This window comes from Phenylobacterium sp., from assembly GCF_035569475.1.
GTDB lineage: Bacteria > Pseudomonadota > Alphaproteobacteria > Caulobacterales > Caulobacteraceae > Phenylobacterium.
This window is the reverse complement of the sequence record NZ_DATMNA010000123.1, coordinates 1-14,409: the sequence shown is the minus strand read 5'-3', so window position 1 is coordinate 14,409 and position 14,409 is coordinate 1. Positions and strand designations below refer to the sequence as shown.

12 protein-coding genes are annotated in these 14,409 nt (G+C 72.6%); 9 read left to right on the top strand and 3 right to left on the bottom strand.

The window, feature by feature from the left end:
• The first annotated feature begins 59 nt into the window (after positions 1 to 59).
• Genes VNW53_RS19330 through glcF form a run of 4 tightly spaced genes read left to right on the top strand, consistent with a single transcriptional unit; the run spans position 60 to position 5,312 of the window.
• A complete protein-coding gene (locus VNW53_RS19330; protein ID WP_325557665.1) occupies positions 60 to 1,328 on the top strand; it encodes a hypothetical protein in 1,269 nt (422 codons plus the stop codon).
• Positions 1,329 to 1,380: 52 nt separating this feature from the next.
• Positions 1,381 to 2,868, top strand: a complete 1,488-nt coding sequence (locus VNW53_RS19325) for an FAD-linked oxidase C-terminal domain-containing protein (protein ID WP_325557664.1) — start codon at positions 1,381 to 1,383, stop codon at positions 2,866 to 2,868.
• Positions 2,869 to 4,029, top strand: a complete 1,161-nt coding sequence (gene glcE, locus VNW53_RS19320) for a glycolate oxidase subunit GlcE (protein WP_325557663.1) — start codon at positions 2,869 to 2,871, stop codon at positions 4,027 to 4,029.
• Positions 4,029 to 5,312, top strand: coding sequence for a glycolate oxidase subunit GlcF (gene glcF, locus VNW53_RS19315; protein WP_325557661.1), 1,284 nt, complete (start codon positions 4,029 to 4,031; stop codon positions 5,310 to 5,312). Before glcE ends, glcF begins: the two co-directional genes overlap by 1 nt.
• On the opposite strand, the gene VNW53_RS19310 is transcribed toward glcF, so the two are convergent.
• Complete coding sequence (locus VNW53_RS19310; RefSeq protein WP_325557660.1) at positions 5,297 to 5,524, bottom strand: hypothetical protein; 228 nt, start codon at positions 5,522 to 5,524, stop codon at positions 5,297 to 5,299. The two genes, glcF and VNW53_RS19310, sit on opposite strands and share 16 nt — an antisense overlap.
• A gap of 128 nt (positions 5,525 to 5,652) precedes the next feature.
• Between VNW53_RS19310 and VNW53_RS19305 the strand changes: the two genes are divergently transcribed.
• From VNW53_RS19305 to VNW53_RS19290, 4 genes are all read left to right on the top strand, one after another.
• Positions 5,653 to 6,270: a glutathione S-transferase family protein gene (locus tag VNW53_RS19305; RefSeq protein WP_325557659.1), complete on the top strand. Its 618-nt coding sequence runs from the start codon at positions 5,653 to 5,655 to the stop codon at positions 6,268 to 6,270.
• 39 nt (positions 6,271 to 6,309) lie between these two features.
• The gene (locus tag VNW53_RS19300; RefSeq protein WP_325557658.1) at positions 6,310 to 7,773 is read left to right on the top strand and encodes an MFS transporter; all 1,464 of its coding nucleotides are present in this window, start codon (positions 6,310 to 6,312) and stop codon (positions 7,771 to 7,773) included.
• 209 nt (positions 7,774 to 7,982) lie between these two features.
• A complete protein-coding gene (locus VNW53_RS19295) occupies positions 7,983 to 8,693 on the top strand; it encodes a response regulator (protein WP_325557656.1) in 711 nt (236 codons plus the stop codon).
• 179 nt (positions 8,694 to 8,872) lie between these two features.
• A complete protein-coding gene (locus tag VNW53_RS19290) occupies positions 8,873 to 11,137 on the top strand; it encodes an ATP-binding protein (protein ID WP_325557655.1) in 2,265 nt (754 codons plus the stop codon).
• Positions 11,138 to 11,159: 22 nt separating this feature from the next.
• Here VNW53_RS19290 and VNW53_RS19285 read toward each other — a convergent pair whose 3' ends face one another.
• Positions 11,160 to 13,058, bottom strand: a complete 1,899-nt coding sequence (locus VNW53_RS19285; RefSeq protein WP_325557654.1) for a PQQ-binding-like beta-propeller repeat protein — start codon at positions 13,056 to 13,058, stop codon at positions 11,160 to 11,162.
• Between the two features lie 58 nt (positions 13,059 to 13,116).
• A complete protein-coding gene (locus tag VNW53_RS19280; protein WP_325557653.1) occupies positions 13,117 to 13,665 on the bottom strand; it encodes a hypothetical protein in 549 nt (182 codons plus the stop codon).
• Positions 13,666 to 13,829: 164 nt separating this feature from the next.
• Here VNW53_RS19280 and VNW53_RS19275 point away from each other — a divergent pair.
• The coding region (locus VNW53_RS19275) for a S10 family serine carboxypeptidase-like protein (protein WP_414693304.1) at positions 13,830 to 14,409 on the top strand (580 nt) is incomplete at its 3' end.

The window sequence follows — 14,409 nt, the reverse complement described above, 5'->3', positions numbered from 1 at the left end:
TGATCGTGCGCTCTCGCCGCCATGGACTTGAGGCTTGGCCTGTCCAGGGCGGAGGTCGCGTGGCGTTTCAGATCGACAGACGGAGGACGATCCTTGCCGGCCTGGGCGCGGCGGCGCTCCCGGCCACGACCGCCCAGGCCGCCGCGCCCGATCCCCTGGCCGGCGCCGCCCTCTACGCCGACGTGAAGGCCTATTCGGATCTCGGCGAGCACCGCACCGGCACGGCCGGCGACGCGGCGACGACCGTCTGGCTGGAGCGCGCCCTGAAGGCCGCGGGCTATGCGGTCGAGCGCCAGGCCTTCGACTATCCGGTGTTCGAGCTGGCCCGGGCGGACCTGACCCTGGGCGGCCGCGGCCTCGAGAGCTTCCCCTACTGGACCCCCGTCGCCACGCCGGCCGGCGGGATCACCGCGCCCCTGTCCCTGACCGGCGGCCCGGGCAAGATCGCGCTGGTCGACCTGGCGCCGGGCGCCGGCGGGGGCCTGGAGTCGCCGCCGCCGGCCCAGATCGTGGCGGCGGTCGATAGCGGCGCCGCGGCCGTGGTGGCGATCACAGAGACCGCGCTCGGCGAGATGGCCGCGCTCAACCGCAACCCCAAGGCGCCGCCCTGGCGGATCCCAGTGCTGCTGGCCGCGGGCCGCGACGCCCCGACGCTGAAGGCCGCCGCCGCGGCGGGCCGCAACGCCACCGTCCGGCTCGAGGGCCGCACGGCCATGGGTGTGGCCCACAACGTGATCGGCCGCCGCGTCCGGCCGGGAAAGCCGATCGTCGTCTCGACGCCCAAGAGCGGCTGGTTCCACTGCGCGGGGGAACGCGGCTCGGGGATCGCCATCTGGCTCGGCCTGGCGCGCTGGCTGGCGGCGTCCACCGACCACAACCTCGTCATGGTCTCCGCCTCGGGCCACGAGTTCGACGGCTATGGCGCGCACCACTTCACCCAGACGCTGGCGCCCAAGCCCGCCGACACCCGGCTGTGGGTGGCGATCGGCGCCAATGTCGCGGCCTACGATTATGCCCTGGAGGACGGCCAGATCGCCCGCCAGCCCGGGCCGCAGGCCACCCGCACCCTGGGCTGCAGCGGGCCGCTCACGCTGCTCGCCGCCAAGGCCTTCGCGGGCCAGGTCGGCTACCAGAAGCCGCTCGACCTCGACACCCACACCGCGCCCGGCGAGCTGGCGGCCTTCCGCCGGCAGGGCTACCGCCCGCTGGTCGGCCTGGTCGCCGGCCACCCGCTGCACCACACCCGCCGCGACCTGCCCGAAGTGACCGACGGCGCGGTGCTGGAGCCGGTGGCGCGCGGCCTGCAGGCGATCCTGCGCGAGGCCTGACACGAAGCCTAGACGCTGGACCCGGCGCGCGAAGTTTGGTTCGTGGCGGCCCATGAAGATGCCCGCGCCCGACGCCGCGCTGATCGCCCGCAAGGACGAGATCGTGCGCGCGCTGAAACGCCTGGTCCCCGGCGAGGGCGTGATCGGCGACCCGGCGGGCCTGGTCCCGTTCCAGTCGGACGGCCTGTCGGCCTATCGCCAGACGCCCCTGGCCGTGGTGCTGCCGGAGACCGTGGCGCAGGTCTCCGCGGTCCTGGCCTGGTGCCAGGCCAATGGGGTCAAGGTGGTGCCGCGCGGCGCGGGCACCTCGCTGTCCGGCGGCGCCCTGCCGCTCACCGACGGCGTGGTCCTGGGCATGTCCAAGTTCAACCGGGTGATCGAGGTCGACCTCGCCAACCGCTGCGCGGTGGTGCAGCCGGGGGTGACCAACCTGGCCATCAGCGCCGCGGTGGAGGCGGACGGCTTCTACTATGCGCCCGACCCGTCCAGCCAGATCGCCTGCACCATCGGCGGCAACGTCGCGGAGAACTCCGGCGGGGTGCACTGCCTGAAGTACGGGCTGACCACCCACAACGTCCTGGGCTGCGAGATCGTGCTGATGAGCGGCGAGGTGGTGCGCTTGGGGAGCAAGGGCTTCGACGCGGCGGGCTACGACCTGCTGGGCGTGGTCACGGGCTCGGAGGGTCTGCTGGGCGTGGTCACCGAGGTGACGGTGCGGCTGCTGCGGACGCCGCAGACGGCGCGGGCGATGCTGCTGGGGTTCGCCTCGGTGGAGGCGGCCGGCGCCTGTGTCGGCGACGTGATCGCCGCGGGCGTGATCCCGGCCGGCATGGAGATGATGGACCGCCCGGCCATCGCCGCCGCCGAGGCCTTCGTCCACGCGGGCTATCCGCTGGACGCCGAGGCCCTGCTGATCGTCGAGCTGGACGGGCCGGAGGCGGAGTGCGCGGAGCTGTCGGCCCATGTGGTGGAGCTGGCCAGGGCCAGGGGCGCCACGACCGTGCGCGTCTCGGCCAGCGAGGCCGAGCGGCTGGCCTTCTGGGCCGGGCGCAAGGCGGCCTTCCCGGCGGTGGGGCGGATCTCGCCGGACTACTACTGCATGGACGGCACCATCCCGCGCGGCCAGCTTCCCTATGTGCTGGGCGCCATCAGCGAGATGGCGCTGGAATACGGCCTGCGAGTCGCCAACGTCTTCCACGCCGGCGACGGCAACCTGCACCCGCTGATCCTCTACGACGCCGACCAGCCGGGCCAGCTCGAGGCCGCCGAGGCGCTCGGCGCCGACATCCTGAAGCTCTGCGTGAAGGTGGGCGGCGTGCTGACCGGCGAGCACGGCGTCGGCGTCGAGAAGCGCGACCTGATGGGCGAGATGTTCAACGAGACCGACCTGGCCTGCCAACAGCGGGTGAAGTGCGCCTTCGACCCGGACCTGCTGCTCAACCCCGGCAAGGTGTTCCCCCGGCTGCATCGCTGCGCCGAGCTCGGCCGGGTGCACGTGCATCGCGGGGCCGTGGCCTTCCCCGAGCTGCCGCGGTTCTAGATGCCCGACCTGGCCGCCCCCACCGAGACGCCCAAGACCGCCGAGGCGGTCTGCGAGCTGGTCGCCGAGGCCGGCGCGACCGGACGCACGCTGGAGATCGTGGGCGGCGGGACCAAGCGCTCGATCGGTGCGGCGCCCGCCGCGGACCTGGTGCTGAGCCTCGCGGGCCTCAACAAGGTCGTCGACTATGCGCCGGAGGAACTGGTGCTGACCGCCCAGCCGGGCGTGACCCTGGCGGCGCTGGAGAAGCTGGTCGCAGACCACGGCCAGATGCTGCCGTTCGAGCCGCCGCACCTGGGCCGGCTGCTGGGCGCTAAAGGCCGCGCGACGCTGGGCGGGACGCTGGCGGCGAACCTCTCCGGGCCCCGCCGGATCCGGGCGGGCGCGGCGCGCGACCATTTCCTGGGCCTGCAGGCGGTGACCGGCCGCGGCGAGCTGGTCAAGGCCGGCGGCCGGGTGGTGAAGAACGTCACCGGCTACGACCTGCCCAAGCTGATCGCCGGATCGTGGGGTACGCTGGCGGTGATGACCGAGGTGACCATCAAGGTGCTGCCGGCGGCGCGGACGGAGCTGACCCTCATGCTGTTCGGCCTGGACGACCGGCGGGCGGGCGAGGCCATGACCCTGGCGCTGAACGCGCCGGTGGAGCTTTCCGGCGCGGCGCACCTGCCGCAGGCCGCCGCCGGGCGGGCGCCGCTGAAGGGCGAGATGGCGGTGACGGCGCTGCGCCTGGAGGGCTTCGCGGCCTCGGTGGCGGCCCGGGCCGAGCACCTGGTCGGGGCGCTGAAGGGGTTCGGCCGCCTGGAGCAGTTGGACGGCGGGCACAGCGGCGACTTCTGGCGCCAGGTCCGCGAGGTCGAGGCCTTCCAGAAGGACCCGCGCCCGCTCTGGCGCATCTCCGTGCCGCCGGCGTCCGGCTGGCGGGTCGCCGAAGCGGCGCCCGGCGAGGCGCTCTACGACTGGGGCGGCGGCCTGGTCTGGCTGTTGTCGCAGGCCGATCCGCGCCCCGCCGTCCGCGCCCTGGGCGGCCACGCCACCCTCTGCCGCGGCGAAGGGCCGGCGTTCGAGCCGCTGGACGGCGCGCTCGCGGCGCTCACCGCGCGGGTGAAGGCGGCCTTCGATCCGAAAAACGTCCTGAACCCCGGCCGGATGGGTGGCTGATGCAGACGGTCTTCACCCCGGCCCAGCTCGCCGATCCGGACACCGCCGCCAGCCATGCGGAGATCCGCAAGTGCGTGCACTGCGGCTTCTGCACGGCGACCTGCCCGACCTACGTCCTGCTGGGCGACGAGCGCGACGGGCCGCGGGGCCGTATCGAGCTGATCAAGGCCATGCTGGAGGCCGGCGGCGCGCCGTCGCCGGAAACGGTGAGGCATGTCGACCGCTGCCTCTCGTGCCTGGCCTGCAAGACCACCTGCCCCTCAGGCGTCGACTACGCCCAGCTCATCGACCACGGCCGCGCCCACATCGAGGCCCACTACCGCCGGCCGTTGCTGGAGCGGCTGCTGCGCGCGGCGATTCCGGCGGTGCTGACTCGGCCGGGACGCCTGCGCGCGGCCCTGGCGCTCGGTCGGCTGGCGCGGCCGCTGGGGCCGGTGCTCCAGGCGCTCAGGCTCGCCCCGCTCGCCGCCCTCCTGCGCCTCGTGCCGGCGCCGGCCAAGACCCGGCCCGCCCAGCACAGCTATCCGCCCGAAGGCGAGCGGCGCGGCCGCGTCCTCCTGCTGCAGGGCTGCGTCGAGCCGGCCATGGCGCCGCAGATCCGCGCGGCGGCGATCCGGCTGATCGCCCGCGCCGGGTTCGAGGTGGTGCTGGCGGACGGCGAGGGCTGCTGCGGGGCGCTCTCGGAGCATCTCGGGCGGGCGGAGGAGGCGGCGGGGTTCGCGGCGGCCAATGTGGCGGCCTGGACCAGGGCCGGGCCCTTCGACGCCATCGTCACCACGGCCGCGGGTTGCGGCACGACGCTGAAGGCCTATGGCCATCGCCTGGCCGGCGACCCCCAGGCAAAAGAGGCCGCGGCGCGCGCCCGCGACATCCTGGAGTTCGTCGCCGAGGTCGGCCTGCCGCCGGTGACCCGGCCGGGCCGGCTCAGCGTCGCCTATCATGCCCCCTGCTCGCTGCAGCACGGCCAGGGAATCAAGGCGGGGCCTGCCGATCTGCTCGCCCAGGCCGGCTACGAGGTGCGGCCGATCGCCGAGGGCCACCTCTGCTGTGGCTCGGCCGGGGTCTACAACATCCTGCAGCCGGAGCTGGCGGGGCGGCTTCGCGCCCGCAAGGCGGCGAACATCGCGCGCACCGGTGCGGCCGTGGTGGCGGCGGGAAACATCGGCTGCATCGCCCAGATCGCGCCGGCGGTCAGCCAGAGCGTCGTCCATCCCGTCGAGCTGCTGGACTGGGCGACGGGCGGGCCCAGGCCAGACGGCCTTGCGCCTCAGAACGGCGCGTAGGCGTCGGGGATCGGTCTTTCGCGCGGGATCGGCGCTTCAGCTCCGCCGGCGCCGCGCGGTGGGCGGCGCGACGTGACGAAGCTTTCCCAGTCGTCTGGGCCGTCACGACGTGGATAGGTCGGGCGGCGCAGCTTGGTGCGGAGACGGGCGAGGAGGTGCTCGAGCGTCTCGCCAGATCCCGTCAGGTCGGGTTTGAACTGTCGATCAGCCATGGGGCGCGTCTATACCCCAAATCGCGTTGAAACGCCACGCCCGCCGGTAAAAAAAGGGTTAACAGCGGCGGCGTTGACCCTCCCGGCGGCGCCGCCTAACGGTCATGTGCAGCAACAGAGGAACCGCCATGAAGCTCCACACCTCGATCGGCCCGAACCCCCGCGTCGTGAAGATGTTCCTGGCCGAGAAAGGGCTGGAGATGCCCTTCGTGAAGGTCGACCTGATGGCCGGCGAGAACCGCCGTGCGCCCTACAACGCCGAGGTTAACCGGGCCGGGCAGACGCCGGCGCTGGAACTGGACGACGGCGGGACCGTGACCGAGATCACCGCCATCTGCGAGTACCTGGAGGAGCGCCAGCCGAGCCCGCCGCTGATCGGCGCGACGGCGGAAGAGCGGGCCGCCGCCCGCATGTGGACGCGCCGGGTGGACCTGAAGGTCTGCGAGCCGATGGCCAACGGCTTCCGCTTCGCAGAGGGCCTGCCGCTGTTCGAGAACCGGATGCGCTGCCTGCCGGACGCCGCGCCGGGGCTGAAGGCGATCGCCCAGGACGGGCTGCAATGGCTGGAAGGCGAGTTCAAGGGGCCCTGGATCGCGGGCGAGCGGTTCACCCTGGCCGACATCCTGCTGTTCGCCTTCGTCGATTTCGGCGGCCAGGTCGGCCAGCCGCTGGATCCCAAGTACGCCCGGCTCACCGACTGGTTCGCGCGCGTGCAGGCGCGGCCGAGCGCCGCCGCGAGCGCCTGAGGCCGCCGCCAAACGCGCGCCTGAGGGTTCACACCTGCGATGCTGACGCCCCGCGTTGCCGTTGTCCTCCCTGGGGACGAAGACACCGACGCCCACGCCGCTGTGGGGACGCCTGACGGCCTGCCGATCCCGCGCCGCTACTGGTCGGTGGCGGCGATCTGGCTGGCCATGACCATGTCGGTGCTGGACGGCGCCATCGCCAACGTGGCCCTGCCGACCATCGCCGGCGAACTGCACGCCAGCGCCGCCTCGTCGATCTGGATCGTCAACGCCTACCAACTGGCGATCACCGTGACTCTGCTGCCCCTGGCGGCGCTGGGCGACCGGCTGGGCTATCGGCGGGTCTACATGGTGGGCCTGGCGGTCTTCACCCTGGGGTCGCTGGGCTGCGCGCTCAGCCACACCCTGCCCAGCCTCACCGCCGCGCGGGTCCTGCAGGGCCTGGGCGCGGGCGGGATCATGAGCATCAACTCGGCCCTGGTGCGCTTCACCTATCCGAAGCGGCTGCTCGGCCGGGGCATCGGGCTGAACGCCCTGGTGATCTCGATGGCCGCCGCCCTCGGCCCGACCGTGGCCGCCGCGATCCTGGCCAAGGCCTCCTGGGAGTGGCTGTTCGCCATCAATGTGCCGATCGGGGTGGCGGCCATCGCCATCGGCCTGAAGGCCCTGCCGGTGACCGTGGGGTCGCCACGGCGGTTCGACTGGATCTCGGCGGGGCTCAACGGGCTCACCTTCTTCTTCCTGATCACCGGGGCGGAGAACGTCGCCAGCGAAGGCCTGGCCTCCGGCCTGCCGAAGCTCGCGGTCGGTGCGGCCGCCGGGGCGCTGCTGAGCTGGCGCGAGCTGCGCCGCGAGGCGCCCCTGGTGCCCTTCGACCTCCTGCGGATCCCGATCTTCGGCCTGTCGATCGCGACGTCGATCGTCTCCTTCGCCGCCCAGATGATGGCCTATGTGGGCCTGCCCTTCTATTTCCAGACGGTGATGGGCCGCAGCGCGGTGGAGACCGGCCTGCTGATGACCCCTTGGCCGCTGGCGGTGGGGATCTCCGCGCCCCTGGCCGGGCGGCTGGCCGACCGCCACCGGGCCGGGGCCCTGGGCGGCGCGGGCCTGGGCGTCTTCGCCATCGGCCTGTTCGCGCTCTCGATCATGCCGGCCCACGCCTCGGACCTCGACATCTCCTGGCGCATGGCGCTCTGCGGCCTGGGGTTCGGCTTCTTCCAGTCGCCCAACAACCGGGCCATGGTCACCGCGGCCCCCATGCACCGCTCCGGCGCGGCGGGCGGGGCGCTGGCCACCGCGCGCCTGCTGGGCCAGACCGCCGGCGCGGTGACCACCGCGGTCTTCTTCCACCTGGCCGGGACGCATGCCGCCAAGACGGCGCTGGCCACCGCCGCGGGCCTCGCCGCGCTCGCCGCCGTCGTCAGCCTGTCGCGCCTCAAGCTCGCCCCGCGCCAGCGGCCCGATCCGCCCGACCAGATCGGCGGCGTCCCCTCGGCCCCCTGAGGCCCCTGCCCCCGCGCGGCGGGAGGCAGAGCATGCCTGTTCGCCTAGCGTAGCGGATAGATGATCGGGGTTACGTAGTTCTACGTATACTTGCATCCGTATAGATACGGAGGTATTGGATACCTGAAAATCCACCAAACATTAAGCTTGAAGACCTATTTATTCATTCAGAACGCCCAAGAAGCGCTGAATGGTCTGAAGGGGGTCCAATGTATACCTTAGCCGACATCGCGCCGGATATGCCGTTGATCGCCCTCGGCGTGGTCATCTGGGTCGTCGCGGTGAGCGTCGCCTTCGGCTTCTACATCCCCGTCCTGCGCGCCGCCCCGCGGCGTCGCGGCGCGGGCCGCAAGGCCGCCGCGCCGGCGCCCCATGCGGGCGACGTCGAGACGGTCGAGGAGGGGCCTTCCGCCGACCTCGATCGCGCGCCGCCCGCGGCAAAGCCGACCCTCACCGTCGTCGAGCCGCCGGTCCCTGCCGCCGTCGCGCCTGCGGCCGCGCCGCGCACCGCCGCGCCCGCGACCCCGCCGGACGCCTTCAGCGTGCTGATCGTCGACGACAACGCCATCAACCGCCAGGTCCTCGAGATCATCCTCGACAGCGTCGGCGTGGCGCACGTTTCGGTGGAGAACGGGCTGGAGGCGGTCGAGGCCATGGAGGCCTGCCCGCACCATGCTGTGCTGATGGACCTGCAGATGCCGGTGATGGACGGCTTCGAGGCCACCCGCCGCATCCGCGCCCTGCAGGCCAGCCGCGGCGACGCGCCCTCGGCGATCATCGTCGTCTCGGCCAACTGCCTCGAGGAGCATATCGCCGCCAGTCGCGACGCCGGCGCCGACAGCCACATGGCCAAGCCCATCTCCGCCGCCGCCCTGATCTGCGAACTCGCGACCCGCGGCAGCGCGCAAATGGCGGCCTAGGGACCCGCCCACTGAGGTTGAATCAACCTGGGTGGACAAGAAGGGGTCCAGACACAGGCGACGACCCGGTTCAATCGATCCAAGTCGGCCGGGACGAGGTCTAGCAGGCGGAACGGATAGCGGAGTCTATTAACCGGCTCCGGCTAGAGGAGGGTGTTCCCCTACCGAAGGGCCTGCAAGTGTTCGCCGTCCTGACCTGCGTCTTCGTGCAGCACGATCTGCGCCTGGTGGCGGTGGCGGCGCTCATCTGCGTGCTCGCGTCCGGAACCGCCTTCGCCTTTCACGCCCGCGGGATGGCGGCCTCCGGCGCCCTGCGCTGGTCCTGGCTGTCCCTGAGCGGCCTGGCCGCCGGTTCCGGCGTCTGGGCGACCCACTTCGTGGCGATGCTGGCCTACCAGCCCAGCCTGAGGATCGGTTACGACCCGACCGAGACCGTCGCCTCCTTTTTCGTGGCCGTCCTCGGCATGTGCGCGGCCTTCGCCCTGCCCGCCTGGCGACGCGGCGCGGGCATCGGGCCGGTCGCCGGAGCCCTCGCCGGGGCCAGCATCGCGGTGATGCACTACACCGGAATCGACGCCATCCGGACCCAGGCCCACATGTCCTGGAGCCTGGCCTATGTGGCCGCCTCCCTGCTGATCGGCGCGGCCGGCGGCATGGCGGCCTTCTCGCTGCGCGGCGCCGTCAAGGGCCGCTGGGCCTGGGCGCCGCCGGCCGGCGTCTTCGTCCTGGCGATCGTCGGCCTGCATTTCACCGCCATGACGGCGGTGACCCTGACGCCCGATTCCGTCATGGTCCCCCCGGTCGAGGTGATGGGCCGCACCGGGCTGGCGCTGGCCACCGGCGGGTTGGCGTTCCTGGTCCTCGCGGCGGGAATGAGCCTGATGCTCATGGAGCGCCTGGGCCAGCGCAATACCTTCGACAATGTCCGCCACGCGCTCAACGCCGTGCCGTCCGGCCTGGCGTTCTTCGACGCGTCGGATCGGGTGCAGGTGTGGAACGGCGCCTACGCGGCGCTGATGGCCGGCTGCGGGCTGGAGGTCGAGCTCGGCTCGCCGCGGCGCAGCCACATCGAGGCGGCCAGCGCGGCGGGCTGGTTCTCAGAAGCCACGCCGGGCTCGGCCGGCTGGGTCGAGACCCTGGCCCAGCGCAAGCAAGGCGGAGGGTCTGAGTTCCACCTGCCGGACGGGCGCTGGCTGCGCCACGACTCCTTCCGCACCGCCGACGGCGGCGGCGTCGTGGTGCTGAGCGAGATCACCGAGCAGAAACAGAGCGCCGCCGCCATGGCCGCGGCCCGCGACGCCGCCGAGGCCGCCAACCGCGCCAAGAGCGAATTCCTCGCCAACATGAGCCACGAGATCCGCACGCCCATGAACGGCGTCCTGGGCATCGCCGACGTGCTCAGCCGCACGAAGCTGTCGGCTGAGCAGCGCGGGCTGGTCGGCGTGATCCGCCAGTCGGGCGGGCTGCTGAACGGCCTGCTCACCGACCTGCTGGACCTGGCCCGCGTGGAAGCCGGCGCGGCGGACCTGCGGCCGGAGCCGGTCGAGCTGGACGCGCTCGTCACCTCGGTGAAGGACCTGTTCGCCGCCTCCGCCACGGAGAAGGGGCTCGCCGTCCGCACGGTGATCGACGTGGGCGAGGGGCGCATCGACTGCGACCCGCAGCGGCTGCGCCAGGTGCTGGGCAATCTGCTCAACAACGCGATCAAGTTCACCGAGGCCGGCGAGGTGGTGCTGAGCGCCGAGCGGGACGGAAACCGCGTCCGCTTCGCGGTCCGCGACACCGGCCCCGGCTTCGACGCCGCCCAGCGCGAGACCCTGTTCCAGCGCTTCCGCCAGGCCGACAATTCGCAGACCCGCAAGCATGGCGGCGCGGGCCTGGGCCTGGCCATCTGCGACCAGTATGTGCGGCTGATGGGCGGAACGCTCGCCTGCGACAGCTCGCCGGGGCAGGGCGCGGTGTTCGATTTCACCCTCGACCTGCCGCCCCGCGCCGCGGCCGCCGCGCCCGAAGCCGAGGCGCCGGGCGCGCCGGAGGCCCTCGCGCCGGACGCGGGCTATCGGGTGCTGGTGGTCGACGACAATGCGGTCAACCGGCAGGTCATCGAACTGATCCTGGCCAGCGTCGGGGTCGAGCATGCGACCGCCCAGGACGGCGCCGAGGGCCTGGCGGCGATGATGACCGGCGGCTTCGACGCGGTGCTGATGGATATCCAGATGCCGGTGATGGACGGCTTCGAGGCCACCCGGCGCATCCGCGCATGGGAGCGGGCGACGGAACGGCCCCGGGCGCCGATCCTGATGGTCTCCGCCAACTGCCTGAAGGAACACGTCGACGCCGGCCAGGCCGCCGGGGCCGACGGCCACCTGAGCAAGCCGATCTCCGCGGCCGAGCTGGTGACGGCGCTGGAAACCCAGATGGCCGCGGCGCGCGTCGCCGCCTAGACCCCGTCCCGGCTGCCGTGAATCAGGGCTTTTCCGGCGCAAAGGCCATCAGCACCATGCCGGGCGCGCCCGAGCGGCCCTGGTAGCCCGAGGTCACATAGACCATGCCGCCCGCGACGGTCGGGCCGGCGCCGTCGATCACGCCACCCCTGGCTTCCTTGCCCGAGACCGTGATGACCGGCGCGGCGGTGTCGACGTCCCAGACGATCTTGCCGGTCCGGCTGTCATGGGCGCGGAAGTGGCCGTTCATGGCGCCGGCGAAGACGATCCCCGGCATGGCGGTGACCGCCTGGGAGACGGCCGCGGTGCAGTAAGGGTTCTTCCAGGCGCAGCTCACGTTCGGTCCCGGCGCCGACCAGAGGAGCTCGCCGTCGGCGATGCGGAAGGCGTAAAGGCCGGGCTTGGGGTCCTTCACGAAGATGTCGGAGACGCCGACGTAGAAGGCCTCGCCGTCCGCCGCCGGGCCGAACTCCACGCCGCCCAGCGGCCCGCCGACGCTCAGGCGATGGCGCCAGACGACCTTGCCTCGGGCGTCGGGATCGAGGGCGTAGACCTCGCTCGATTTCTGGCCGACCAGGATGAGCTGCCTGCCGCCCGCCAGGGTGTGCAGCACCGGCGAGGCCCCGAAGTCGTAGTCCGGGCCGACCGGCGCCGGGCAGTTGGCGCGCGGGTTCGGCGGGTAGCAGCCGATGATGTAGTTGTCGCCCTTGGTGAGCTGGTTGGCCCAGCGCACCGCGCCGGTCTTCAGGTCCAGGGCCACCACCGCCTCGGCGTTGGCGATGTCGATGTCGGTGTAGCTGTCGCCGGTGGCCACGTAGATCAGGCCGCGCTTCGCATCGACGGTAGGCGCGCCCCAGATCGCGGCGCCTGCCGGCCCGTACATCTGCACGCCCTTGGCGTTCTTTTTGAACGGCCGGGGCTCGGGCGCCATGAAGGTCTCCCACAGCACCTTGCCGGTGGCCGCGTCGACGCAGACCACCGCGCCGCGGAACCGGCAGCACTGGTACTTGTCGTCGACGGCGATGGCTTCCTCGGCGGAGGACACCGGGATGTAGAGGCGCCCGGCGTGCAGCACCGGCGAGCCGGTCATCTGCACCTCGCTCTGGCCGTCGACCTGGCGCTTCCAGATCAGCTTGCCGGTCTCGGCGTCCAGGGCATAGGCGGTGCGCTCGGTCCAGCCGGTGAGGAAAGCCGCATATCCGCCGCCCGGCCGCTTGCCGATCGTGATGCTGCTGCGCGAGCCGCCGGGCACGTCGAAGCGCCAGTAGGCGCAGCCGGTCCGCGCGTTCAGCGCATAGACCGCGCCGGAACTGGAGGTGACGAACACCCGGCCGCCCGCCACCGTCGCCTGGCCGTTGCGCGTCCCGGCGTAGGCGAAGGCCCATTTCAGCTTCAGCCGCGGCGCGTCGGCAGCCGTCAGGCCGGGGTCGGGCTGGAAGCGGCCCTGGGTCTCCGCATTGCCCCAGCCGTTCCACGCCGGGCCGTCCAGGGTGAAGCGTGGCGGCCTGTCGGTGCAAGCCGGCGCCTCCAGGGCCGCTGCGCCCAGTCCGCCGTCCTTGCGGGCCGACAGGTAGGCCGCGATCGAGGCGACGTCATGAGGCGCAAGGCCCGCCGCCATCGGGCGCATGACGCCTTCCACCAGGGCCGAGACGATGAAGGTGGGCGTGTTCTGGGCGATGGCCGCCTTGGAGGGCGTCCGGCCGGAGGGGCTGTCATGGCAGCCGGCGCATTTTTGCTTGTAGAGGCCTTCGCCCAGGGCCGGGTCGCCGCCGGCCCCGGTGAACAGGCCCATGGTCCCGTTGCCGCCCTCGGCCTTGGCCGCGCCTTCGGCGGGGCCGGGAGTCTGGCCCCGGGCCGCCGGCGCCAGGGCCGCGCCCAGCAGGAAGAGACCGAAGACCGCCGTGGCGGTCGCGCTGCCCATGATCCTCATCGCCGCCTCCCTCGAACCCGGCGACGATAGGCACGGAAACGGGCGGCGGCTACTGGGCCGGCGGCGGCAGGCGGGAACGGCAGGCGCCCGGCGCGGCGCCGTCCAGCCGCGCTTCGGCGGCGGCTTCCATGGCCTGGCGGCAGCGCCAGTCTGTGGGCTCCGCGCCCCCCAGGGAAAGGCCCAGGGCCAGGGTCTGGCTCGTGCTCGGCCCGCCGCGGTAGCCCGCGCCGTTCCAGCCGCGGGCGTTGAAGCGGGTCTCGCCCACCGCGATGGTCGCCGTTCCGGTCTGGCCCACAGGAATCTCGCTGGCCACGAAGGCGCTGCGGTAGCCGTTGGAGCCGACCGCCACGTCGACCACCCCGTGCACCTGGCGCGGCGCGTCGCCGGAGACCACGCCGCTCGCAGCGTCCTTCGGCAGGGCCAGCGCCGGCGAGGTCTTCAGGTAGTTGTCGATCTGGTCGGCGACGCTGGACGGGGCGCCCGTCCCTGTGGGCGCGGCGGTGGCGACGGCTTCCGGCTCGGCCGCCCGGGCGGCCCCGGCCAGCGTCAGGGCGGCGATGGCGGCGAGGGCGAGGAGCGGGGCGCGCGGACTGGTCATGCCGTCACCATGGACCCGCGGCCGTGCTGGAATAAGGCAAGGACGAAATGCGACAGCAACACAGGCGCGCGATTTTGGGAACTGTAAGCGTGCGAGGCCTTTTCGCGCGCCCAGGCGCGCGGCCTCAGTCCCCGCCTTTCAAATCCTTGTCAGGGGATGCACGTATGATCCGACAGACGGCGGCCGCAGTGGTCGCGCTGGGCCTTTCCGCCACCGTCGCGTTTGCGCAGCCGCCGGCCGCGCAGACCAATCCGAGCGCCTCCGCCCGCGCCGCCCGCGTCTCGCCGGACGAGCCGCCGAACAACGCGGGCCCGGTGGTCGAGCGCCGCACGGAACGCGGAGCCCAGGCCAGCGAACGCAAGATCGGCGACAGCGACATCGCCACCGCCCCGATCAACGAGGTCGCCAAGGTCTCGCACCACACGGTGACCATCGACGGCAAGACCATCCCCTACACCGCCACGGCGGGCACGCTGACCCTGCGCTCCGACGACGGCAAGCCGATCGCCTCGATGTTCTATGTGGCCTACACCGCCGACGGTCCGAAGGATCCGAACCGGCCGGTGACCTTCAGCTACAACGGCGGCCCGGGCTCGGCGTCGCTGTTCGTGCACATGGGCCTGGCCGGCCCGATGCACGTGATGACCGACTCGCCGAACGCGACGCACAACGCGCCCTTCACGATCACCGAGAACCACCAGTCCCTGCTCGACAAGTCGGACATGGTGTTCCTCGACGCCATCG